Annotated in this window: 22 protein-coding genes and 2 pseudogenes; 12 read left to right on the top strand and 12 right to left on the bottom strand. The window is 36.8% G+C overall.

Going from position 1 to position 24,432, the window contains the following annotated elements:
• Positions 1-78: 78 nt before the first annotated feature.
• The 4 genes from BAQ49_RS01430 (at position 79) to BAQ49_RS01415 (ending at position 5,682) form a co-directional block, all read left to right on the top strand.
• On the top strand, positions 79-1,797 hold the full coding sequence (locus BAQ49_RS01430) for a C40 family peptidase (RefSeq protein WP_071743911.1): 1,719 nt from the start codon (positions 79-81) through the stop codon (positions 1,795-1,797).
• 363 nt (positions 1,798-2,160) lie between these two features.
• Positions 2,161-3,372: a NupC/NupG family nucleoside CNT transporter gene (locus tag BAQ49_RS01425; protein WP_001101995.1), complete on the top strand. Its 1,212-nt coding sequence runs from the start codon at positions 2,161-2,163 to the stop codon at positions 3,370-3,372.
• 256 nt (positions 3,373-3,628) lie between these two features.
• Positions 3,629-4,384, top strand: coding sequence for a diguanylate cyclase domain-containing protein (locus BAQ49_RS01420; RefSeq protein WP_071743910.1), 756 nt, complete (start codon positions 3,629-3,631; stop codon positions 4,382-4,384).
• Entirely contained in the window at positions 4,381-5,682 is a 1,302-nt protein-coding gene (locus tag BAQ49_RS01415; RefSeq protein ID WP_071743909.1) for a glycosyltransferase family 2 protein, read from the top strand. The genes BAQ49_RS01420 and BAQ49_RS01415 overlap by 4 nt, the downstream gene beginning before the upstream one ends.
• A 220-nt stretch (positions 5,683-5,902) precedes the next feature.
• Here BAQ49_RS01415 and BAQ49_RS33835 read toward each other — a convergent pair whose 3' ends face one another.
• Both BAQ49_RS33835 and opuD read right to left on the bottom strand, forming a co-directional pair.
• Positions 5,903-6,037: a hypothetical protein gene (locus BAQ49_RS33835; protein ID WP_000833065.1), complete on the bottom strand. Its 135-nt coding sequence runs from the start codon at positions 6,035-6,037 to the stop codon at positions 5,903-5,905.
• A gap of 248 nt (positions 6,038-6,285) precedes the next feature.
• Positions 6,286-7,803: a glycine betaine transporter OpuD gene (gene opuD / locus BAQ49_RS01405; protein WP_071743908.1), complete on the bottom strand. Its 1,518-nt coding sequence runs from the start codon at positions 7,801-7,803 to the stop codon at positions 6,286-6,288.
• 676 nt (positions 7,804-8,479) lie between these two features.
• On the opposite strand from opuD, the gene BAQ49_RS01395 reads away from it, so the two are divergent.
• Positions 8,480-9,367 (top strand): cell wall-binding protein EntA, encoded by an 888-nt coding sequence (locus BAQ49_RS01395; protein ID WP_071743906.1) that lies wholly within the window; start codon positions 8,480-8,482, stop codon positions 9,365-9,367.
• Positions 9,368-9,447: 80 nt separating this feature from the next.
• On the top strand, positions 9,448-9,750 hold the full coding sequence (locus BAQ49_RS01390) for a DUF3910 family protein (protein ID WP_071743905.1): 303 nt from the start codon (positions 9,448-9,450) through the stop codon (positions 9,748-9,750).
• Between the two features lie 233 nt (positions 9,751-9,983).
• Here BAQ49_RS01390 and BAQ49_RS01385 read toward each other — a convergent pair whose 3' ends face one another.
• The 3 genes and pseudogenes from BAQ49_RS01385 to BAQ49_RS32695 form a co-directional block, all read right to left on the bottom strand.
• Complete coding sequence (locus BAQ49_RS01385) at positions 9,984-11,363, bottom strand: zinc ribbon domain-containing protein (RefSeq protein ID WP_071743904.1); 1,380 nt, start codon at positions 11,361-11,363, stop codon at positions 9,984-9,986.
• Positions 11,364-11,375: 12 nt separating this feature from the next.
• A pseudogene (locus BAQ49_RS01380) lies at positions 11,376-11,762 on the bottom strand (zinc ribbon domain-containing protein); the annotation flags it as partial.
• Positions 11,720-11,851, bottom strand: a pseudogene (locus BAQ49_RS32695) (zinc ribbon domain-containing protein); the annotation flags it as partial. The pseudogenes BAQ49_RS32695 and BAQ49_RS01380, both read right to left, overlap by 43 nt.
• Positions 11,852-12,009: 158 nt before the next feature.
• Here BAQ49_RS32695 and BAQ49_RS01375 point away from each other — a divergent pair.
• Positions 12,010-13,629, top strand: coding sequence for an SWIM zinc finger family protein (locus BAQ49_RS01375; RefSeq protein ID WP_071743903.1), 1,620 nt, complete (start codon positions 12,010-12,012; stop codon positions 13,627-13,629).
• Complete coding sequence (locus BAQ49_RS01370) at positions 13,613-16,369, top strand: DEAD/DEAH box helicase (RefSeq protein WP_071743902.1); 2,757 nt, start codon at positions 13,613-13,615, stop codon at positions 16,367-16,369. The genes BAQ49_RS01375 and BAQ49_RS01370 overlap by 17 nt, the downstream gene beginning before the upstream one ends.
• A gap of 29 nt (positions 16,370-16,398) precedes the next feature.
• Here the strand turns inward: BAQ49_RS01370 and BAQ49_RS01365 are convergent, their stop codons facing one another.
• Positions 16,399-16,884 (bottom strand): VanZ family protein, encoded by a 486-nt coding sequence (locus BAQ49_RS01365; RefSeq protein ID WP_016130893.1) that lies wholly within the window; start codon positions 16,882-16,884, stop codon positions 16,399-16,401.
• A 111-nt stretch (positions 16,885-16,995) separates the two neighbouring features.
• On the opposite strand from BAQ49_RS01365, the gene BAQ49_RS01360 reads away from it, so the two are divergent.
• Complete coding sequence (locus tag BAQ49_RS01360; RefSeq protein WP_000257694.1) at positions 16,996-17,220, top strand: DUF1659 domain-containing protein; 225 nt, start codon at positions 16,996-16,998, stop codon at positions 17,218-17,220.
• Between the two features lie 97 nt (positions 17,221-17,317).
• Positions 17,318-17,533, top strand: coding sequence for a DUF2922 domain-containing protein (locus BAQ49_RS01355; RefSeq protein WP_071743901.1), 216 nt, complete (start codon positions 17,318-17,320; stop codon positions 17,531-17,533).
• A 20-nt stretch (positions 17,534-17,553) separates the two neighbouring features.
• On the opposite strand, the gene BAQ49_RS01350 is transcribed toward BAQ49_RS01355, so the two are convergent.
• A complete protein-coding gene (locus BAQ49_RS01350) occupies positions 17,554-17,952 on the bottom strand; it encodes a DUF4359 domain-containing protein (protein WP_002191205.1) in 399 nt (132 codons plus the stop codon).
• 190 nt (positions 17,953-18,142) lie between these two features.
• On the opposite strand from BAQ49_RS01350, the gene BAQ49_RS01345 reads away from it, so the two are divergent.
• The gene (locus BAQ49_RS01345; protein ID WP_071743900.1) at positions 18,143-18,649 is read left to right on the top strand and encodes a competence protein ComK; all 507 of its coding nucleotides are present in this window, start codon (positions 18,143-18,145) and stop codon (positions 18,647-18,649) included.
• A gap of 54 nt (positions 18,650-18,703) precedes the next feature.
• Here BAQ49_RS01345 and BAQ49_RS01340 read toward each other — a convergent pair whose 3' ends face one another.
• The 5 genes from BAQ49_RS01340 to BAQ49_RS01320 all read right to left on the bottom strand — a co-directional run bounded on the left by BAQ49_RS01340 (position 18,704) and on the right by BAQ49_RS01320 (position 23,266).
• Positions 18,704-19,174: a sigma-70 family RNA polymerase sigma factor gene (locus BAQ49_RS01340; protein WP_071743899.1), complete on the bottom strand. Its 471-nt coding sequence runs from the start codon at positions 19,172-19,174 to the stop codon at positions 18,704-18,706.
• A gap of 217 nt (positions 19,175-19,391) precedes the next feature.
• Positions 19,392-20,072 carry a YknW family membrane protein gene (gene yknW / locus BAQ49_RS01335; RefSeq protein ID WP_000425723.1) on the bottom strand — a complete coding sequence of 227 codons (681 nt, stop codon included), beginning with the start codon at positions 20,070-20,072 and terminating at the stop codon, positions 19,392-19,394.
• A 127-nt stretch (positions 20,073-20,199) separates the two neighbouring features.
• Positions 20,200-21,402, bottom strand: a complete 1,203-nt coding sequence (locus BAQ49_RS01330; protein WP_071743898.1) for an ABC transporter permease — start codon at positions 21,400-21,402, stop codon at positions 20,200-20,202.
• Positions 21,399-22,079, bottom strand: a complete 681-nt coding sequence (locus BAQ49_RS01325) for an ABC transporter ATP-binding protein (protein ID WP_000631628.1) — start codon at positions 22,077-22,079, stop codon at positions 21,399-21,401. Before BAQ49_RS01325 ends, BAQ49_RS01330 begins: the two co-directional genes overlap by 4 nt.
• Complete coding sequence (locus BAQ49_RS01320; protein WP_016130899.1) at positions 22,076-23,266, bottom strand: efflux RND transporter periplasmic adaptor subunit; 1,191 nt, start codon at positions 23,264-23,266, stop codon at positions 22,076-22,078. Before BAQ49_RS01320 ends, BAQ49_RS01325 begins: the two co-directional genes overlap by 4 nt.
• Before the next feature lie 762 nt (positions 23,267-24,028).
• Between BAQ49_RS01320 and BAQ49_RS32635 the strand changes: the two genes are divergently transcribed.
• On the top strand, positions 24,029-24,295 hold the full coding sequence (locus BAQ49_RS32635) for a hypothetical protein (protein WP_131802703.1): 267 nt from the start codon (positions 24,029-24,031) through the stop codon (positions 24,293-24,295).
• Positions 24,296-24,432 lie beyond the last annotated feature (137 nt).

Here is a 24,432-nt window from a genome sequence, read left to right as displayed (position 1 = left end):
TCGACATGCTCTTTAGAATTTTTAACAGTTGGTAAATATTTCTTAACTACATTACAGACAGAAAGGAATCGACAAATTATGAAAAAATACCTTGCCGGTCTTGCGGCAGTGTCTGTAGCAGGAGGAGCAGCACCTACACTTGATAGCGTTCAAGCTGCCCCTGAACAAAACACACAAAAAGCTGCTACACAAACTGTCCAAGCTTCCGCATCAAACAGTTCATCTTATACGGTGAATGCTAGCGTGCTACATGTTCGTGCAGGATCAAGTACTTCTCACGACATCATCTCTCGCGTTTATAATGGTCAAACATTAAACGTAATTGGAGAAGAAAATGGTTGGTTCAAAATTAACCATAATGGGAAAACAGGTTATGTGAGTGGTGAATTTGTATCAAAAAATGGAGAAAAAACAAATAACAATGTAAGTACAGGTGGAAACAATAAAGTTACTGCTGATATATTACGTGTACGTACCGCTCCTAACACTTCTAGTTCTGTTTCAGGACGTGTATATGAAGGACAAACATTAAACGTAATTGGTCAAGAAAATGGTTGGGTGAAAATCAACCATAATGGACAAGTTGGCTATGTAAGTGGCGAATTCGTATCTGGTGTTTCTTCTAATGCAGGTTCTTCAAACAACAATACGAATAATACTGTAAAACCAGCAAGCGGAAACTATACAGTAAACGTATCTTCCCTTCGCGTTCGTACAGGTCCTAGCACTTCTCATACAACTATAGGTTCTGTGAAAAAAGGACAAGTCGTACAAGTCGTTGGTGAAGTTCAAGATTGGTTCAAAATCAATTATGCAGGACAAACAGCTTACTTAAGCAAAGACTACGTAACAAAAGGCGGTTCTAACGAAAACGCCACGCAAGGTAGCAACCAGGAACAAAACAATAATGTAACTGTTCAAACTGGTGGCACTTACGTTGTTAACGCAACATCACTACGTGTTCGTACAGGCCCTGCTACTTACCATAGCGTAATTGGTGGCGTATTAAATGGTACGAAATTAAACGTAGTTGGATCTGAAGGTAGCTGGTTTAAAGTTAATTATCAGGGAAAAACAGGCTACGTTAGCAGCGAATTCGTAAAATTCGTTAAAGGTGGCACTACTACTCCTGAACAACCTGAGCAACCTAACCAAGGTGCAATTGGCGACTACTACATTAATGCTTCTGCACTAAACGTACGTAGCGGCGAAGGTACAAATTATAGAATCATAGGCGCACTTCCACAAGGACAGAAGGTTCAAGTAATCTCTGAAAACTCTGGATGGAGCAAAATTAACTACAATGGTCAAACTGGTTACATCGGAACACGTTTCCTATCTAAAACACCAGTTGGGGGCGCAGTAGATAATAAGCCTAACGACAACCAAAATAACAATCAAAACAATAACAACAATAATACAAACAATAATAGCGGTGACACTTCTTCTCTACTTGCATACGCGAAATCTATGCAAGGTGTACCATACGTTTGGGGCGGTACTTCTGCTAATGGTGTTGACTGCAGTGGTTACATCTATCACGTATTTAAAAAATTTGGTCATAACATTAGCCGCCAAAGTGTTGCAGGATATTGGAGCAGCTTACCACAAACTTCAAGTCCACAACCAGGTGACTTAATTTATTTCAAAGACACTTATAAAGCAGGTCCTTCTCACATGGGTATCTACCTTGGCGGCGGATCGTTTATCCAATCTGGAGATAAAGGTGTAGCAATCGTTTCATTAAACAACTCTTATTGGAAAAGCCATTTCTTAGGGTATACAAAAGCACCTTAAGTGATAGTTTCAGAGCCTTCTAGTTTACTAGAAGGCTCTTTTTTAAAGGGCTCAATATAGTAATCCCCTTTCATTCTCTCTACGCAAAAATTATGCGTTCATTCTCCTATTTCATACACTATATTCTATAAAATTTTTCCGAAACGTATCACAATGCATATATTTCTACAAAAAAACATAACCTATTTCATGTCGATTCATTTTATATGTGTTTTTTCAAAGAATTTTCTTTTTATTTAAACTTTTCGTTAGACGTTTGACCTCCGATGTCCATTATGATAAGTTACTTAAGATGTTATATTCGCAAAAGTATAGACAACTGGTTTATACACTTTTTTACTATGAGGAAGGAGCATACACTGCATGAATGTTTTATGGGGAATTGGCGGCGTGATTGGAGTATTAGCAATTGCTTTCTTATTATCTTCCAACCGCAAAGCTATTAATTGGCGCACAATTTTAATCGCGCTAGCATTACAAATGTCATTTTCATTTATCGTATTACGATGGGATGCTGGAAAAGCAGTTTTAAAACACGCTGCTGACGGTGTTCAAGGATTAATTAATTTCTCTTACGAGGGAATTAGGTTCGTTGCTGGGGATTTGGTCAACGCAAAAGGACCTTGGGGATTTATCTTCGTGATTCAAGCACTACTTCCAATTGTATTTATTAGTTCATTAGTTGCAATCTTATATCATTTCGGTATTATGCAGAAATTTGTTAGTATTGTTGGTGGCGCATTAAGTAAACTTCTTGGAACTTCGAAAGCAGAAAGTTTAAACTCAGTAACAACTGTATTTTTAGGACAAACTGAGGCACCAATTTTAATTAAACCATACTTAGCACGTTTAACTAACAGTGAATTCTTCACTATTATGGTAAGTGGTATGACAGCTGTTGCCGGATCAGTTCTTGTCGGCTATGCAGCAATGGGAATTCCGTTAGAACACTTATTAGCAGCAGCAATTATGGCAGCTCCATCAAGTTTATTAATTGCAAAACTAATTATGCCAGAAACAGAAAAAGTAGATAATAACGTTGAACTTTCTACAGAACGTGAAGACGCAAACGTTATCGACGCAGCTGCACGTGGTGCATCTGAAGGTATGCAACTTGTTATTAACGTAGCAGCAATGTTAATGGCTTTCATCGCATTAATCGCTTTATTAAATGGCTTATTAGGATGGGTTGGTTCTTGGTTCGATATTAAACTTAGCCTTGATTTAATCTTCGGTTACTTACTATCACCATTTGCAATCTTAATCGGGGTTTCACCGGGTGAAGCTATACAAGCAGCAAGCTTTATCGGTCAAAAACTTGCAATCAACGAATTTGTTGCATACGCAAACTTAGGACCTCACATGGCAGAGTTCTCTGCAAAAACAAATCTGATTTTAACATTCGCAATCTGTGGTTTTGCAAACTTCTCTTCTATCGCAATTCAATTAGGTGTAACAGGAACATTAGCTCCTACTCGCCGTAAACAAATTGCACAATTAGGGATTAAAGCAGTTATCGCTGGTACACTAGCGAACTTCTTAAACGCAGCAGTTGCAGGTATGATGTTCCTATAATATACAAAAAAGTCTCCTCTTTTAAAGAGGAGACTTTTTTTGTATACCATAAATATATTTTCCGGATATACTAAACGATTAATATTTAGATTATATGTTACAACAATTAGTATGTCTGTTTATCTTTTCTTGCAACGAAAGGAATACTATTTGATGTCACACTCTAAAAAAAGAATTCCAGCTACACGGTCCATTTATTAATAATTGTGCATACTACAAATATCCTGCATGAATCATCTTTAAGGAGGAAAGTTTCGTGAAAGATAAATCCTATAAAGTCCTTTCTATGTGGATTTTGCAAATTTTATTTTATTTTACTACTGTACATGTGACGAAATATGAGCACGCGCTCATTTTTACAATTATATATGTCATCATAAATGTACTATTCCTACTTTTAGCTGATAAAACAGCATTTATTTTCTTTATACTGGGAACGATTATTTCAGTATTTTATTTATTTTATGAAGCGTGGCTTTACTTATGGAGTACATCAGATCAATGGGAATACATCATTACCCACTTCCTGATGGCAGCTAACTTCTTCCTTGTTTATATTTCAACCCACTTATTAAAAAAGGTTATCCTTAAAAATAGAGAGCTAACTGAGCGAGTGCGGGTGCTTGAGCAATACATTGGAGAATCCAAATTATTAACAAGACAAGAATTCGAAAGACGACAAGCATTATTAAAGACCGCGATGAATCGCCGCAATGAAACAGGCATTATTATTTTCTTTGATTTCACCTCCTTTAGTAAATATACGAAGGAAAGTGTCATGGATCGTGTAGCTTCATTATTAGTTGATACAGTAAGAACTAACTTTGACCTTGCTGCTGAATATGACAGCAACACATTAGTCATTTTATTACAAAACACAAATGAAACTGGTGCTGATATTGTAATGAACCGTCTACAACCAAAAATGGAGCAATGGCTTGCCGCTGAAGCAATTCAAGATATTAAAATAAAACGAGAACAAATCAACACAAAAGGACAAACACCATTATGATGACACTCGTTATACTCCTTTTATTCCTTCTGTTCTGCGTACTCGTATTTTGGATTAGCATCACATTTTCAATTAAATATGTACTTATTTTTACTGCCTTTCTATTCTCAGGCCTACTCGTTTACTACTCTCTCTTAACACTCGCGGGCTTAATTCATCGAAATAGTAAACGAAAAGATCGTACGCTAGAACATTATCCAAGTGTAGATATTTTAATACCCGCCCATAATGAGGGCGTCGTTATTAAAGATACATTAGAAGCGATGGCAAAGATTGAATACCCAGGCAAACTAAACGTTTATTTATTAAACGATAACTCTCAAGATGAAACACCTGAAATTGGCGATGATTTCGACAAAGCATATGCTCATATTCATCACATTCGTGTACCACCTGGCGAACCGAAAGGAAAATCGCGTGTATTGAACTACGGTCTTAGCATTTCAGATGGTGAATATTTCTGTGTTTACGATGCAGATAATCAACCTGAACCACATGCACTGCGAATGCTCGTAGAACATGCCGAAACCATCCAGGATGCCGTTGGAGCAGTTGGACACGTTCGTACAGTAAATGAAAAGAGAAATTGGCTTACACGAATGATTTCATTAGAATTTCAGATTTTCCAGCTCCTTATGCAATCTGGACGCTGGCTATTATTCCAAACAGGCTCACTGACCGGAACAAACATGCTCCTTCGTCGTTCCGCATTAGAAGAACTTGGCGGCTATGATCCTTATGCAATTGCAGAGGATGCCGAATTAACATTGAGAATTACCCAAAAAGGCTATCTCTTACCAATCGTCCCGGAATCGATTACATGGGAACAAGAACCTGAACATTTAAAAATTCTTATTAAACAGCGTACACGTTGGCTTCAAGGAAACTTATATATTTTAGAAAAAATGTTTTCTTCGCTAAGCTTCTTTAAAGGAAAGTTACTCGTCCATTCCTTACAGCAAGTTTTAGTATATGTCGTATTTTGGCTATTCTTAATCATTTCAAACGTTTGGTTTGTAATTGGACTGCTCGGGATATTCCAAATTCAATACAGCATTCCATTACTATTTATATGGTATGTCGCATATATTACATATGTTTCTCAATTATTTAGTGCCCAGAGCGTCGAACGAACCTTTACACCAACCAACATTTTCATAAGCGTCATTATGTACTTTACGTACGCACAGCTCTTTACGTATTTGTTTATTCGCAGTCTCATTCTTTACTTACGTGCAAAGAGCAAGAAACAAGTAATTGGCTGGGATAAAACAGTGCGATTTAAAAAGGAAAAATAAAGTGAAACTTTAATCAGTGGGAGTTATTCATTTCCCACTGATTATTAGCCCTCACCAATCGGGCTTTTACGGAATAAAAAATAAGCACAGAGCGCCGTAAGCTCTGTGCTTATTTTTTACCGTAATACTATATATCAGACAATACCCCTTAGCTGAAAGTAATTTCACGTCCATCCCCCAACGAACGATCGACCTTCATTTATATACGAAAAAGTGATTGCTATTTTTGTAGAACCAGTTGCTTTTCTTGCTGCTCTTTGCGCGTTTCAGTCTTAGGTTCCGTGCTTTCTTGGACATTGCGATGTGCCACACGTTTCAAACAAATATGCTTCCACTTTCTTTCGTAACGTTTCATTATTCTAGATGTCCCCCTTGAATGCGATTTAAAACTATTTGAAATCGCTTACAGGAAATAATATAGCACATATACATAAAAGTGACAACACATTTCCGACATATTTTTGTCAAAAATATGAACATAATTTACACAATATCGAATATTGTCGAAACATATCGATTTTCCTTTTCGAACTACTGATATCACCCTTTTCCTAATAGATGCATTAAAAAGGAGCTGATATAAAATCAGCCCCTTTCCTTCTATTATTTATGTTGCTTCATACGCCCTTCTTTTTGCAACTCTTTAAATAGTGCTGCAATCATAAAGAAAATAACAAATACAAATGGGAATGCCGCGATAATCGACGCAGTTTGTAGCGCCTCTAATCCACCAACATACAATAAGATCGAAGCTAACGCTGCTAGAACAATACCCCAAACCATTTTGATACGATTTGGTGGGTTTAAACTACCATGTGTCGTTAACATCCCTAGAACAAACGTAGCAGAATCTGCTGATGTAATAAAGAATGTTGAAATAAGTAAAATAGCTAACACACATAAAGCCGATCCCATGCTACCCATTTGGTCTAACATAGCAAACAATCCTACTTCTGTGCCCATCTCTTTAATTTGGTCATATATATTCGCTCCGTCGAACAATTCCATGTGAATACCTGTTCCTCCAAAAACAGAGAACCAAAGTGCACCGATTATTGTTGGTACAAGTAGCACACCGATCACAAACTCACGAATTGTACGTCCACGTGATACACGAGCAATAAACGTACCTACGAATGGTGACCATGCAATCCACCATGCCCAGTAGAAAATTGTCCATGACTGAATCCACTGATTTCCGCCTTCATTTAATGGACTTAAACGGAAACTCATGCTTGGCAATTCTTGAATGTATGATCCGATTGTTGAAGTGAAATAATTCATAATAAAGTTTGTTGGACCTGCAAATAATACAATTATCATAAGTGCAAACGCTAAAATAATATTCGCATTACTTAAATATTTAATTCCTTTATCGAGTCCCGTTTGTGCAGATAACATATAAAGAACAGTTACGATTCCTATGATTACTAGCTGTGTCGGTAGTGAGTTCGGAATGGATGTTAAATAACTAACACCACCTGCAATTTGCTTCGCCCCAAGTCCTAATGATGTTGCCACACCAAATACTGTCGCAAATACAGCTAGAACATCAAACGTATGTGCAATACGGCCATGTTCACCGCCTTTAAATAGTGGACCCACTGTCGCACTAATTGTACTCGCTCTTCCTTTTCTAAATGTAAAATACGCAATACATAATGCTACAAGTGCATATAATCCCCACGGATGTAATCCCCAATGGAAAAATGAGAAACGAAGTGCAAGACGTGCACTCTCTTCAGTCGCACCCTCTCCAAACGGAGGTGTGTATAAATGATTCAACGGTTCTGCAACGCCCCAGAAAACCAAACCGATTCCCATGCCGGCACTAAATAACATAGCAAACCATGTCATATAACTATAATCAGGTTCATCATCATCTTTACCTAAACGAATCGAACCGTACTTAGAAACAATTAAGAAAATAGTAATTCCTAAGAAAATAGAAACGGAAATAATATAGAACCAACCAAACTTACTAACTAACGCAGCTTGAATTGCCGTCGTTACATTTCCTAAGCTACCTTTTCCAATAATAGATTCGGGAATAATCCCCCAAAGTGTAAATACAATACATAATGTTAATGAGACAATAAATGTTTTCGTCAGTTTCCTCATCAAATCCCCCTTCGTATGTTTCATTTCTTGTAAATGACATAAATTCCGATGTGTTAAATCGGATAGAAAACTATAGTTTTGCGGTGATTTTCTTTCGGCGCTCTTAGTTTTGCCTTCACCAATTAGAATTCTTATGGACAGCCTTACCTTCCGTATAACCTTTTCACTCTGCAAGAGCTATAAGATAGGAATACTACTGTCAAATTGCGTGAGAAAAATGCGGATGGGAAGAGATTTTCCCAAAAAAGGATGTGTTACAGATGTAAAAAAGGGCAGATTTGTTCTTTACAACCCTTTCTTCTTGTAACAATTATGCGGTTTTTTTGCTAGTATATAGCGCATGTTTATAACTTCACAAACGAGATGTTTATGTTTATATAACTATATTACCCATAAAACGGTAAAATACTCAAGGAATGTAACTGTATAGTAATCATTATGTAACACCTCTGTAATATTTTTATTTGCGTCGAAAAAAATATGTTGCATTAAATATTTTGAATATAACTAGAAACCTAATAATGATATGGAATGAAAAACGCTTCCTTCTAATTCTAGCTATATTACAAAGTGTTAACGACTTATTACGAATGGTTTGTAATTGTGTGTTTTCCCAAAATCCGAAAAAATCTGTTGCTATAATGAGGACACGAAAACAAACGCAATGGAGGCTATCATGAAAAAATTAATTGGTATAGCAACAGCAGCAGTTTTTGGTCTTGGGATTTTCACATCATCTGCTAGCGCAGAAACTGTTGTAACAACAGACGTACTAAACGTACGCGAAAACCCTACTACTGAATCAAAAGTTGTCGGTAAATTACTAAACGGTAATAAAATAGAAGTTCTAAATACAGAAAACGGATGGTCACAAATCAAATTAGATGGTAAAGACGCATTCGTAAGTACAGAGTTTACAAAAAGCTCTTACTATGTAACAGCTAACGTATTAAATGTACGTGCTGAAGCAAACACAAACTCAGAAATTCTTGGAACGCTTAAGAAAGATGATATGATCGAAACAACGAACCAAGTACAAAATGAGTGGTTACAATTTGAATATAACGGGAAAACAGCTTACGTTCATGTTCCTTTCTTAACAGGTACAGCACCTGTTATTGAGAAACAAGAAACGCCTGCTCCTGCTAAAGCTGCAGCACCTGCACCAGCTCAAGCTCAAGCTCAAGCACCTGCACCAGTAAAAACGGCTACTAAGCCTGCTGTGAAAGCTGCTGAAACTAGCGAACCTTCTGGTGGTCGTGAGTTAACAGTTGAAGCTACAGCATATACAGCTCACCCGAGCGAAAATGGCGGCACATATGGTGGCCGTGTATTAACTGCAATGGGTCATGACCTAACAGCGAACCCAAACATGAAAATGATCGCTGTTGACCCGAAAGTAATCCCATTAGGATCTAAAGTATGGGTAGAAGGTTATGGAGAAGCTATCGCTGGTGATACTGGCGGTGCAATTAAAGGTAACCGTATCGACGTTCTACTTGGATCAGATAGCGCTTCTCAAAAATGGGGACGCAAAACTGTTAAAGTGAAAATTTTAAAATAACCAATGACTGCTAAAGCCGGTTCTCTTTGTTGAGAGCTGGCTTTTATTTTTTATATAATACATATAAGGAGGCTATGCCCATGAATGTACAAGCAAAAGTAGATTGGATTGGTACACCCAAACCGTACATATACAAAGATGAAGTGACATATGACGCTACTTCAATTGATTTCTCACTCGCAAACAATGACAATCGCTATAAATTAATTGTGCTCAGCCATGAAGAAAATACACATTACAAAATTGTGCAATATGGAATAAAACCAGGCTCTCAAAAGCCATTCCCTATTGATATTCCATTCGAGCAAGGAATGCTACCGCTCATAGAACAAATATTAAATGATCCATATGTACAGGCGATATTAAAGCAAACACGATCCTAATTGCAAAAAAGGGTATCACCTAGTAGAATTTTCCGACTAAGTGATATCCTTTTTATTTTTCCTTAGTAAACACGAGTAGAGAAAATTATATCAATGATTTTTTCGAATATATCTATCATAACTTACAATATATCAACGGTTCGACATGAAATATCGATTTACCGACAAAGATTGAAAATAGCGGCGCTACATAAAAAAGAGACTGTTCAAAATTGAACAGCCTCTCTCTTATATTAACGAGTCGGACCAGATACTTCTTCTGACTTCAGCGTATTATTCGCTCCAAGAGAATGGTACAATATCTTTCCATTTCCATTAACAGTAACGATATGGTCATTATTAAAGCTTTTGAATTTTACAGAGCCATCACCATAACGAATATGATATTCTTCATATGTCGTTACTTTATATTTCGTTTCACTTTGACGCTCTACATTACGAATTTCCATTGTTAATAAATCTTCTGTAATTCCTTTTTTGTGTAGATATTGCAAGTAATCACGGTCTTCCTTATACGATTTCCCGCTCTTATCATAATCATTTTCAATTAAGCTAAAATCATTTAATGCAATTGCACGCACGTTATTATAAATATGATTTTGTACAAAGTCACCAACTGCTGATCTTGAAGCTTCTTTCGGGAACTTTAAATAATATGTACTTTGGTCTCCAACTTTGATGCTTTCAGATTTAATGACACCAAAATCAGTGTTTTTCTCTAAATGTACTTCTACCGTTTCATCTGTCGGTACAGGACCAAGTTTATAGCTACCGTAACTTAATTTTCCGCGTTTCTTACCATTAACAAAAACAGTTGCGTCGCTTTCATCGGAAGAAATGGTTACATAATTTCCTTCAAGCGACAAATTCACTTCTACTGTCCCATTCTTTTCGTCTGCTAGATCTACTTCTTTTTCTGTCTCCAATTCAGTAAGTTCTGTCTTCGCCTTCGCCTTGACAACATAAGCACCTGGGAAGTATGGACCTAATTCTTTTGAGGTTTTATCACTAGAAAGCTCTGTTTCTTTTTTATCATTTACATATATTTCAGCATTCTTTGTAGTTGTGCTAACACTCATGTAATAAGATTTCATGCTGAACTTATACTTCGGATATAAGAACCACTCTTTCCCGTCTTCTATAATTTGCCCATCTTTAAAAGATGCATTATCACTTGCTAACTTTTGATTTACTGTTTCTTTTTGTAAATAAGACAGTAATGCTTTATTGTACGAAGGATTATCCTTTAAATAACGTATGTAAGCTTTAATATCTTCTGTCTTCACTTTTAAGCTTGGATCGTCTACTTTCAAAAACTCATCGATTGCATTCACATCTTTCTTTTGGAATGCTTCGATCATTGCATTTACTTGCTTTTCCTTCGAAAACTTGCTTGCACCGAATTTATATGTGCCAAACAAAATAGCAACAACAATGACAAAACCTATAAGTAAAAACATGTTTTTCTTACTTTTCACTCGCTTTGTTTCTCTACGCATTTCTGAATGAGAAGAAGCTGTTTGATCAGCAATTCCTTCTACTTTACTTCCACACTCAGGACAAAAGTTCAAATGGTCTGCAAGCTGATTTTTACAAGTTCCACAAAACTTCAATATGCTCTCCCCCTATTTCTTAGCTAATTTCATTCCAGCGAACGCCGCTACATATGTCACAATGAAACTAAACAAAGTTAAATATATAAATGAATTTTGCATAGATAGCACCGTGCCACTTGCCTCGAATAAATTCATTACATTTCCAAATACATCAATTCGGAACTTAGAAATTATGTTCATTACAATCATCATAATTGTGTAAGAGCCACTGCATACCGCTAGTGTAATATACATATTAGTAGTCGGTAATTCTGCTAACTTTCTACCTGCGCTAAACATAAGGAATAACGGAATCACAAGTAATAATAAACCATAATGGAATCCATCATTTACTTCATCAACCTCTGCGATATCTGCATTTGCACTTGCATTCCCTTTTTCAATTGAGCAATTTCTTGTGCAATTTGCAACTTCTGCTTTCCTTGTTCTATTCCCTCTTGTAACTTATTCATTCCACTACCTAATTTCGTCTGTAAATCTGACAAGCTAACTCTCTCCCTATAAATATATAGTAATATACAAAATTAACTTCATATATATTACCATGATTTTCTAATTGTGTAATTAGAATTTCATTTTTTCTGTTTTGAGCATTTTTTGTTTATAATGGTAAAGGAAAGAAATCTGTGTACGGAGGAATATTATGCTGCAACACTCAATTACGAAAGATGAAATTATGATGATTGCGAATGAGTTCGTTCAAGGACTTGATCCGCAGCAAGTTGCTGATCAGGAGCATGTCGCTACAGCTCGGCACCTATATCGTAGTGGTGTTGTCTATAACGTTGACTTTGATGGCTATACGCTATCAGGAACTGTAGATGCTGAAGGCAGTGTATATAGCGTTCACATCCCGATTCGTAATGTCGCTGAAAGCTATTGCGATTGCTTCGCGCCAACGCAATGTGAGCATATGCTTGCTGTGTTACTATCTGCAGCTTCAAGTTTTGGGCAGGTAGGAGACGTATTAACTTTATTTAAAAATAATACGAAACCTTCCCTTCCTCCTATTCGAACTGCAAGACAAGTATTGCAATCATCAGCTTTTGAAGAAATGAATTATAAAAGTTGGCACACATACTTTGAAAATGAATTTGAATCATTTAAAAAGGAACAGGCTCGGCTCACTTATAAACAAATGTATTTTCTTATGAGTCTTTTTACAGACTTCTATACAAAATTAGAACGGAAAGCTCCGCGCGTCATTGCGATTCATGAATTATTTAAATTGCACGCGGCACTTTATTGCTTTCAAAAATTATTAGAAGAAATTCAAGAATTTGAAGCAAACAAACTATACTCTTATCACCAACCAGTTAACGTCGTTCGCCTATTCGTTGATAAAGTTGAATCTATCGTTCGGGACCTAAAAACAGAAGCGATTCCGGCAGAATCCGAACCGATTTTACAAGAAACAGCTAGGCTCACGCATGAAGTATTCTTCTCTACCGATGCCTATACACAAGAACGATTTTTCATTTATCGTCACATATGGGGTGAATTGTTAAGAACAGAAGAACAGCTAAAAGAAGAAGAAACACGGATTGATACTAAAATGAATCCACTTTCCAAGGCGTTAGCCTCTTCTCATCTGCTCTTTTTAAATAATGAAGATGCATCGGCAATGAAATTGCTCGAAAAACAACCTGCTTCTGTCGTAAGCCTTTATTTTTATTGGTTAGAAGAATTATTAAGTGCGATGCAATGGGATCGCGGGAAAAACTGGCTTTCCTTTACGTATAAACAAGTAAAGAAAACAATACTCGAACAAGAGAATACCGTCTTCATACAAGATATCGTTCGGTTATTTGTAATGATGTATGAAACGTATGCAACACACACGAATGAACAAGCGGGATTAGAAATGATTTTGCAAGAGCTATTACCTTATAGTTTCACAAATTATGAACAATACGTACTTGCGAAGAAACAATACCGCGCTTGGTCGGAACTTCAACTCTTGTTTGGATTTGAAGCAATCGAACTTTTGAAAGAACCATTGAAAGATATTGAAAAAGAAGCGCCTGAAGCAGCACTTCCTCTTTATCACCTTGCCGCAACAGCAGCAATTGAAGAACGCAATCGCAAATCATATAGACGTGCCGTTCGTTACTTAAAGAAATTACGTATGCTTTATAAACGACTGAAACGAACTGATGAATGGGATGCCTTCATTATTCACATTGCTAATTTACATTCACGTCTGCGCGCACTACAAGAGGAATTACGGAAAGGAAAATTAATCGATGATCATACAAACTGAAGTAACAATTAGGCTCCAGCACGTTAGTCAAGGTTGGTTCCTTTGGGGAGAAGATGATAGCGGTGCTCCCTTATCCGTAGCAATTTGGAAACAAAATGCATTCACATGGCACTCTACTTCCTTCTACGGTACGTTTCTAAAAGAAGCAACGTATGAAGGAAAACAAGGTGTTATGCTAACAAACGTGCAAGCATTTGAATACATCGCAAATAAACCGATGAACTCATTTGCAAATATGCAAATGAACGGTCCTATTACAGCACTTACAAAGGATGCAAATGAATTATGGGACGCTTTCGTAAGTGGAAGCTTCGTACCCGATATGGAGCGTTGGTCTCATCAGCCATCTTGGAAAGTTCAGAATACCCCAATTGAAGATGACACGTTAGCATCTCTTTTCACTTCAGCGGTAAACGAAAGCATTTTGCAAGATAGTCGCTCAAATGATGGCTGGGAAGATGCAAAGAGACTATATGAACATTACGACTTTACGAAAAGACAATTGGAAGCAGCACTACATGAAGAAGATTGGCTTCGAAAAATTGGTTACATTGAAGATGACCTTCCATTTATAGTTGGATTAAGACTTCAAGAACCACAAGAAGAATTTGAAATGTGGAAGCTCGAAACAATCGTTACACCAAAACGTGGTGCGCATCGCATATATGTATATGAGAATATTGATTCCTTGCCAAAAAGATGGCACGATTACGAAGAACGTATTCTTGAAACACAAGAAGGATTCAGTAGGCTCGTACCGTGGCTAAAAGAGGACGACAAGTTCAGGGAAGAACTCTTTGAAACAGAAGCTTGGAACTTCTTAACCGAAGCAAGTAACGAGTTACTTGCAGCAGGTATTACAATTTTACTACCATCATGGTGGCAAAATTTAAAAGCAACAAAACCGAAGTTACGTGTACAGCTGAAGCAAAGTACAGCACAAACACAATCTTTCTTCGGCATGAATACGCTCGTTAATTTCGACTGGCGCATTTCAACGGACGGAATTGATTTATCAGAAAGCGAATTTTTTGAACTTGTTGAGCAGAACAAACGCCTTTTCAATTTAAATGGTCAATGGATGAGACTTGATCCTGCCTTTATTGAAGAAGTAAAAAAACTAATGAACCGTGCAGATAAATATGGACTAGAAATGAAAGACGTGTTGCAGCAACATTTATCTAACACCGCGGAAACAGAAATTGTAGAAGACGATAGTCCGTTTACCGATATTGAAATTGAACTAGATGGATATTATGAAGAGCTTTTCCAAAAACTTCTGCACATTGGAGATATTCCAAAAGTAGATGTACCCTCTTCGCTACAAGCAACACTCCGTCCATATCAACAACACGGTATTGAATGGTTGCTATACTTACGAAAGCTTGGATTTGGAGCATTATTAGCCGATGATATGGGACTTGGAAAAAGTATTCAAACGATAACTTACTTACTATACGCTAAAGAAAATAATCTCCAAACAGGACCTGCATTAATTGTTGCACCAACATCAGTCCTTGGAAATTGGCAAAAAGAATTTGAGCGTTTCGCACCAAATTTACGTGTTCAGTTACATTACGGGGGTAACCGAGCTAAGGATGAGTCATTTAAAGACTTCCTTCAATCAGCAGATGTTGTATTAACTTCTTATGCATTAGCTCAGCTTGATGAAGAAGAACTTAGTACCTTATGCTGGGATGCTGTTATTTTAGATGAAGCACAAAATATAAAAAACCCGCATACGAAACAGTCGAAAGCAGTAAGAAACCTACAAGCAAATCACAAAATTGCTTTAACCGGTACACCAATGGAAAACCGCCTTGCTGAGCTTTGGTCTATTTTCGACTTTATCAATCATGGGTATCTCGGAAGCTTAGGACAATTCCAGCGCCGCTTCGTCACGCCGATTGAAAAGGACCGTGATGAAGGAAAAATCCAGCAAGTACAACGATTTATCTCGCCATTTTTACTGCGTCGTACGAAAAAAGATCAAACAGTCGCATTAAACTTGCCAGATAAACAAGAACAAAAAGCTTATTGTCCACTAACTGGTGAACAGGCTTCCTTATATGAACAACTTGTTCAAGATACATTACAAAATGTAGAAGGATTAAGCGGAATTGAAAGACGTGGATTTATATTACTTATGCTGAACAAGCTAAAACAAATTTGTAATCATCCAGCCCTTTATTTGAAAGAAGAAGAACCACAAGATATCATCGAACGCTCTATGAAAACAAAAACGTTAATGGAGCTCATCGAAAATATAAAAGACCAAAATGAAAGTTGCCTAATCTTCACTCAATACATTGGCATGGGGAACATGCTAAAACGTGTGCTAGAAGAAACTTTCGGTCAGCGTGTCCTCTTCTTAAACGGGAGTGTGCCGAAGAAAGAACGTGACAAGATGATCGAGCAGTTCCAAAACGGAACGTATGACATCTTCATCTTATCGTTAAAGGCCGGCGGAACAGGATTGAACTTAACTGCTGCCAACCATGTCATTCACTATGACCGTTGGTGGAATCCAGCTGTAGAAAACCAAGCAACAGACCGTGCATATCGTATTGGTCAAAAACGCTTCGTTCACGTTCATAAACTCATTACAACAGGAACGCTTGAAGAGAAAATTGATGAAATGTTAGAAAGAAAACAATCATTAAACAACGCCGTCATTACAAGCGATAGTTGGATGACCGAACTATCAACAGACGAACTAAAAGAATTACTTGGCGTATAAATCAAAAAGGAGCAAATCTCTAAATGAGATTAGCTCCTTTTTCTATGCCAAAACCAATTGCTTATTATAATTCCTGTTAACCCACCGCACGTATCAAGCAATGAATCTTGCCACATCGGTGTACGATCTCCTGTAAACCATTGATGAATTTCATCAAATGTTGCATACCCTGCAACGAAAAGGAGGGCGTATACAAAGCATCTTTTTCTCGAATAACCCGATCGATGAAAAGCGTAATACGTCAATGAACCGAGCATAAAGAACACCATAAAATGAGCACCTTTACGAAGGAAAAACTCAACAAATCCACTTACACCTTTATTTGCGATGCTAACAGGTGTACCTCCGCCATAATCGATAGATACCCATGAAAAATGCTCTTTCACAAACTCAGCATTTACATATTGCTCAATATCTGAGCGCATATCCTGTTTTTTATATGGCTGTGCTGAGGAATAGAAAATAATCCCCATCCATAGTAATACAGGAATCCAAAATAACCATTTACGATTCATTCTCCCGAAAGCTCCTCTCTTAGTCTTTTAAGAGTAACAAAAAAAAGAAAAAATTTCACGCCAAAACATGACATTTACCCCCTATTTATAAAGTGAAAGGGGGTGATAAACATGGCAGTTGAAACAATCGTAATGGATTTAACTTTACGCCTTGTATTAAACGGAGGATTAGACAAAAACGGTAAAACAGTTTTAAAGAACAAACAATTCAAACGTGTGAAAACAAATGCAGATTTAGGCAAAGTGCATGAAGTAGCACGTGCTCTTGCTTCACTACAACAATCATCACTTCAAGCTGTACAACTTGTAAGCACGTCAGATCTTTCTAACCTGTAAAGTGAAACTTTAATCAGTGGGGGGGTGCTTACCCCACTGATTATTAGCCCACACCAAACGGGCGGTTGCGGGATAAATAAAAAGGAGGGAATGAAACATGCAAGTACTAGAGTTAATTTTCGTGAAAGAAGATGGAAAAACAGTAGCCTTTTCTATCGAAAATCCCATCACACCAGTAAATGAACTAGTCGTAAATCAAGTGATGGATACCATTATTTCTTCATCTGTATTTTCATCAATTGGTGAAAATGCTCGTAAAAAAGGAGCTCGCCTCATAGAAAAAAACATATCTGAAGTTCAGATTACTCCGTAAATCAAAAAGACGAATCTGCATTATTTTGCAGATTCGTCTTTTTTCTTCGGCATTTCAATCGGGATAAAGATGTTTGAAAAACCAACGCAAACATACTTATAATTCTCTCCGCCTACATCAAACTCTGTCTTATATGTCGAGAAGAAAATATAATCATTTCGCTTTGTATAATGATCGATTAATAATCCAACTTGTGGCTCAACATACTTATTTGCCAATTTCTTTCCCGCCGATGCTATATCGCCAAGTATACCCTCTTTGTTTTCTTTCTCAACCTCGTCTAGCTTCTTACTCACATCATTACGCTTCATAAATTGTTTTGCTGCCCAATCCGTATATTCTCCCTTACCCGGATTACTATTTGCTAAATAAACTAAGAGAACAACAGCTAGAACCATAATAATATACTTTTTCTTCATGCTATATCACCGCCTACTCTTTTCTATTTTCATATATATGTACAAGCAATACAAATTAGAAAGACTATCATCTATTGATTGTAAACGAACAGTAAAAATTTACAATACGCAACAGAAGATTAATAGTAACTTTACATAATTCGTATATAATTATATATGAATTAAACTCTATGAGGGAGGATTAAGAATCATGGATAATGAAAATGATGTTTTTATTTCTCGTTCTACAATGATGCTCGAACCTTGCAAACACCCTTATTACCGGACAACAATTATTGACAGTAGCGGTGCCCCCCTGCACTCTTGCCAAACAGCTACCCAATTTATAAAGAAATCTTGTCTAACAAATGTTCATTCTACTTATCAAGGTAGACGGCATGTAGTCCAAGCAAACTTTAATTTCAAACGAAATGTTCCGATTCCAATTAATCATAGAGAATATATTTGCGTTTTCCCAACAGAATCCCCTTCTTCTCCAAACTGTATTTGGTTGTTCTATAACCATATAGATGATATAGAGTTTTTTAGGAAAACTAAAACATCGATTATTCATTTTTCAAATGGAACTACCGTAACAATACTAATCAGCCCTCATAAGTTGCAGCAACAATTCTTGAAAGCTGGGCATGTATTATCCCGAATGAACATGAAAGATTCACTACACGTAAAAAACCTCTTGCCACATTTACTGTATTAAAGCAAATAGAATGGAACGCAATATTTCCCTTGCCTTCCATTCTATTTATTATTCTTATTCCCTTACACTATCTCGCATTTTCTCAAGCGCTTGTCGATATAACCATCTCACTTGATAATACGTCATCCCTATTTCATTGGCTATCTCCCCCATATTTTTCCCTACAAAGAACCGCTCTGAAATGATGTGCTTCTCCCTATCATCTAACACACTCATAAAGTCCTTCGCTCTCGTTCCTACATCTTCACACTCAAATCGTTCCTCATACTGATCAGTGCATACATACCTCTCTTGCACTACACATTCTTTCTTCAACCTCTCCAATATATAACCACGTACCGTTACAACCGCATAAGCAGGAAAACTACCTTTCTCCTCCTCATATCTTTCATAAGCATGCCAAAGGCCAATTAAACCACATTGATAATACTCTTCATAATCTTGGTAAATATTTAACCTCTTTATTTGATTTACAATCATACCTTCATACAAAACAACCGTATCTGCAAAAGTCTCTGGCTTCACAAAGTACCCGTTTCTAAAAGGTATACCTCTTCAGTATTCCGCGGTACCTCTACAATATAAAATAAAAAAAGAAATTTCATTGTGAGTAATTTCAAATACTGCTGACGGAACTTGAAGTTATACTAGGCAGTATTTGAAATTCTGATGGGGGTATTTGAAATAGGGGTAAAAATAAAAAAGGTGACTCTCGAGAGAGTCACCTTTTTAAAATAATATGTTATGCACCAAAATCAGAGAACATGCCACCTAACATACTAAACCCAATTGTAAGGATAAAGAATATAGAAATTAAAATTATTGCTTGTTTTTTACTTAAACCAGCAACGATATGCAAGCCTAAGCCAGTTAAAATTAAGCTCCAAATGTTAAAGACTTCAAATGCAGAACCAATGCCATATGCAATTGTTCCCTGTTCAAATAAAGGCCCTAAACTTGTATATTTATCAGCGCCATTCCCACCAAGAATATATCCTAAAGCTACATTGAGAAGACTACCAACATAAAAGACCACATTGGCATATATATAAATAGATAATATCTTCATATATGGAGTATCATTGCTCATAAACATCATAATAACTTTATAAAATCCTGCTACCACAAAAAGACCAACAGCTGTTCCAACTAGACCTCCAATAGATCCAAATCCAAGTGTAGTCCACTTCATTATCCCCGTCGTATCATCCTTAACCAACTTCGCTAGCTCCGGAGTATTAAGTAACCCTAAATAAGCTACCGCTGCTGATAAGATTGTCCCCATTAAAAGAAATAAGAAAAATCCTCCCCAGACTGGGCTTTTCGTCTTCATTCTCTCAAACTGTAAGCCTGGAGAAGTAACCATTCCAAATAATGACGGCTTCTTCGCACCTTCATCTTGCGTATTAATATTCATTTCCATTATAACGCCTCCTTCTATTTATATAACCCGTTCTAACGGGCGGTTCACATCCTCATTTAGAGGCTACGAACCGCCCACTAGAACGGTAATGTGTAGTAGAGAACCCTTTCTCTACTACACCAATAATTTATTCATAACGAAGTGCTTCAATTGGATCTAATTTCGCAGCTTTGTTCGCTGGAATTAATCCGAAAATAATACCTAGTGTCATAGAGAACAGTACGCCTCCAACGACAACTTCCCATGAAACGAGCGGTGGCCATTTTGCGAATGTAGAAACGATATATGCCCCGCCATATCCAAGACCAATTCCGATTAAACCACCTAAAAGCGTTAACATAACGGCTTCAATTAAAAACTGTAATAAAATTTTACTACGTGTTGCTCCAAGTGCTTTACGTATCCCAATTTCACGCGTACGCTCCGTTACAGATACGAGCATGATGTTCATAACTCCAATACCACCAACGACTAATGAAATACCAGCGATACCGCCGATGATCATCGTCATGATATTAGTAACTTTAGAAACATTTTCTTGGAATTCTTTTAAATTCACCAGTTCATATTTACCTGGAATTTCACTTGGCTTACGACTATTTAATACATCAACAGCTTGTTTCCCAGCGGATTCTAAATCGTCTACATTTTTAGCTTGAATTGCGATATTTTGAATATCATCTGTTCCGTATAAAACAGGCCATAACGTAAGGGGGATTAACGCTTCTTCCATTTCAAATCCCATAAACTCATTATCGGATCTATACACACCAATAATTTGCATTGGCTGCCCCTTCATCTCAATAATTTGTCCAACTGGGTTTACGTCCTTAAATAAAGTCTCTTCTGTTTTTGTACTAATCATCACAACGTTATTTGCATGAGAAATATCTGATTCATTTAAAGTACGTCCCTTTACGACCTTTACTTTATTAACTGCAAAATATTCATTATCAAGACCAATAATATTCAGATTTGCTTTTTTATCATTTACATCAAGCACCTCTGAATTCTGGTTTGTCGTAATAACGTGTGAAACATCTTTCACTTGTTTTACTTCCAAAATATCCTCTTCAGTTAACTTTGGTATTTCAAATCCACCCATAGCAAACTCATCATTAATATCTGGTTTAAATTGAATTGGCATAAGGTTATTACCGCCAGAACCTGCGAATTTCGACTTCAGCATTGCTTCCCCGCCTTGCCCAATTGCAACGACAGTAATAATAGAACCAACACCGATAATAATACCGAGCATCGTCAGAGCAGAACGCAGTTTATGAGCTAGAATAGAAGATAAGGCGATTTTTATACTATCTAGTAAACTCATACCGCACACCTTCTATCTTCTGTAATTTTCCCATCCCTCAGTACAATACGGCGAGAAGAATAAGCCGCAACCTCTTCTTCATGCGTAACCATAACAATCGTCGTACCTTCTGCATTGAGCTTCGTGAAAATGTCCATAACTTGCTCACCAGACTTCGTATCAAGCGCACCTGTTGGCTCATCGGCCATAATGAACGTTGGATTATTCGCAATCGACCTCGCAATAGCGACACGCTGCTTCTGTCCACCTGATAACTCATTCGGCAAATGATGAACTCTGTCGGACAAACCAACTTTACCAAGTGCTTCCAGAGCTCTTTGACGACGCTCTGCTTTCTTCACGCCACCATATACGAGCGGAAGTTCAACATTTTCTACTGCTGAAAGACGTGGCAGCAAATTAAAATGCTGAAAAACAAAACCGATATATTCATTACGAATTAAAGCAAGCTTTGACTCGTCTGCTGTTAAGATATTCACATCATTCAGCATATATTCACCTTCTGTTGGACGATCTAAACAACCGATAATATTCATAAGCGTTGATTTGCCAGAACCAGACGGCCCCATAATCGAAACAAATTCACCGCTCTGAATCGTTAAACTAATACCGTGCAAAATCGGCACTGCCAATTTCCCTTGATAATACGTTTTAGCAATATTATTTAACGTAATCATTTCTCTTTCACTTCCATTCCGTCATACACGTCGTCGGAAGGATTTTTAACCACCTTTTGCCCCACTTTTGCGCCTTCAACAATCTCTGTCCAATCTCCATCAGTAGAACCTTTTTTCACATTTTGTTTACGAAGCTTTCCTTTATCCTCAACATAAACAAATGCATCATCGCCTTTTTCTACAATGCTCTTACTTGGAACAGCAATCATCGTCTTATTCTCTAAATTTACTTGCAATGAAACGTGATAACCTGGAGATAAACCATCTTGGCTATCAAGGCTTGCCTTATATGTATATTGAGACATATTTTGAGTCGCTTCGCCTACACCACCAGCTTGAGCCATCTCTGCACTCGTTGGGAATTCACTTACCTCTGTAATCTTACCTGTCCACTTCTTCTTATTATTTGCTTTCGCAGTTACAGTAAATGTTTGATCCTTTTGAATTTGTGACTTTTGAAGCTCAGTTAACGTACCTTGAACCTGGAACGGATCTTTAGAAGCAACTTGTAAAAACGCCTTTCCTTGTCCACCTAACGCTTGAGATGAACTTTGTGCCGCATCTTTATCTAACTTTTGAACAACACCAGTAAAATTACTATAAATCGTAAGCTCTTTCTGCTTTTTATTTAACTCTTCTTTCTGTAACTTCCCTTTCTCTTTCTCAAGGTCAGTTGTTTTTTGCGCTATTTCTAACTCACTTACTTGCTCTTCCATTGGGTCTGTTACTTCTTTCCCAGCCCCACTATCTTTTGCCTTCTTAATTTCTTTCTTCAACGAATCAATCTTCTTTTTCCCTTGATCATAACGCATATCAGCCATCTTCTGATCAAGCTCAGCTTGCTTCATCTGTAGATTAATTTCTTCATTATCATAAGAGAAGAGTTTCGTTCCTTTTTCTACCTCTTGCCCTTCTTTCACCGCAATATCTTTCACTTTTCCTTTAGTTGGATCCGCATAGAAGCTTTCAATATTCCCCGGCTTCACCTGACCCGAAATTAACTTCGTATTATTAAGTTTACGCTCCGTTACTTTCTCAAAACTTACAGCATCTGTCTTCGCCGTACCTTTCTTCTTACCTTGCATAACAAAAATATTCACTGCTGCTACAATAACAATTAGTGCAATAACCCCGACAATAATCCATTTCTTCTTCTTGTTTGGAGTACGAACCGTATTTGGTAACATATTCTCTCTCCTTTTATAACTTAATAGTTTAATAAACAGTCGAATTGTATAAAACTTTCTGAAAAACAATTACATAATATTACATTACTTTTACAAAGTTTTACACATTCGATTATATTGTAACAAAAATACCAATGATTAGAAATATGACATCTTATCTTTTAAGATAGTTTTAAGGAGAAGATTACCTTATATAAATAAGGCTATCCAAAATAATCTTTGGGTAGCTTTTCTAACCATTACGCTACTTTTGTACCTTTTCTCTCGTGCCCACGTTGAACGATGAACAAGAAGATTGTTGATAAAATGCCACCTGCTAATAGCAACAGGAAGCAGCCGTTCCAACCAAGGTGATCAATGAATAAACCATATAAGCATAAGTCCTACACTTTAGTATTAAAAAGTCTACGTTTATAGGTTCATCTCCCCTATACTAAAGTTTCACCCGAATAAAAACATGCGACAATAGTCTCAAAAAAAATGTCTCGAAAAGTAGACGTTTTTTTGAGACTATATTCTTTTTGTCTACAAATATTGACTTATAGCTATTCCGAACAAAAGAAAATCATACGTGTCTACAAAATCTTTTAAAAATAAGTAGACAACTGTCTCACTGTATTACAAGCAGAGAAACATTTCCTCCATAGACAGCGGATAAAAACAAAGACCTTATGGTATAATAAAAAGATTATCTTATTTAAAATAACACTCTGCTAGTCAAAGCTGATATCATCATAGACGAAGCTGAATGTTCGACTGTCAATGCTGAAGTTATTATTAACGAAGCTGAATGTTCGACTGTCAATGCTGAAGTTATTATTAACGAAGCTGAATGTTCGACTGTCAATGCTGAGGTTATTATTAACGAAGCTGAATGTTCAACTGTCAATGCTGAGGTTATTATTAACGGAGCTGAATGTTCGACTGTCAATGCTGAAGTTATTATTAACGGAGCTGAATGTTCGACTGTCAATGCTGAAGTTATCATTAACGGAGCTGAATGTTTCACTGTCGGAGTTTATATTATAATAACGTTTATAAAATCTTAAAAGATGTGATTTTTGTATTCTATATGGTATAGCGTATTGTTCTCCTCTTATGCTTTTTACAAACATTATCGGTTATCCTGAAGCCATTTATACATGATGATACTTTATAGTAAACTT

The sequence above is a fragment of the Bacillus proteolyticus genome (assembly GCF_001884065.1).
In the GTDB taxonomy this organism is placed as follows: Bacteria; Bacillota; Bacilli; order Bacillales; family Bacillaceae_G; genus Bacillus_A; species Bacillus_A proteolyticus.
The sequence above is the reverse complement of the archived record's forward strand: the minus strand, read 5'-3'. Positions and strand labels throughout refer to the sequence as shown.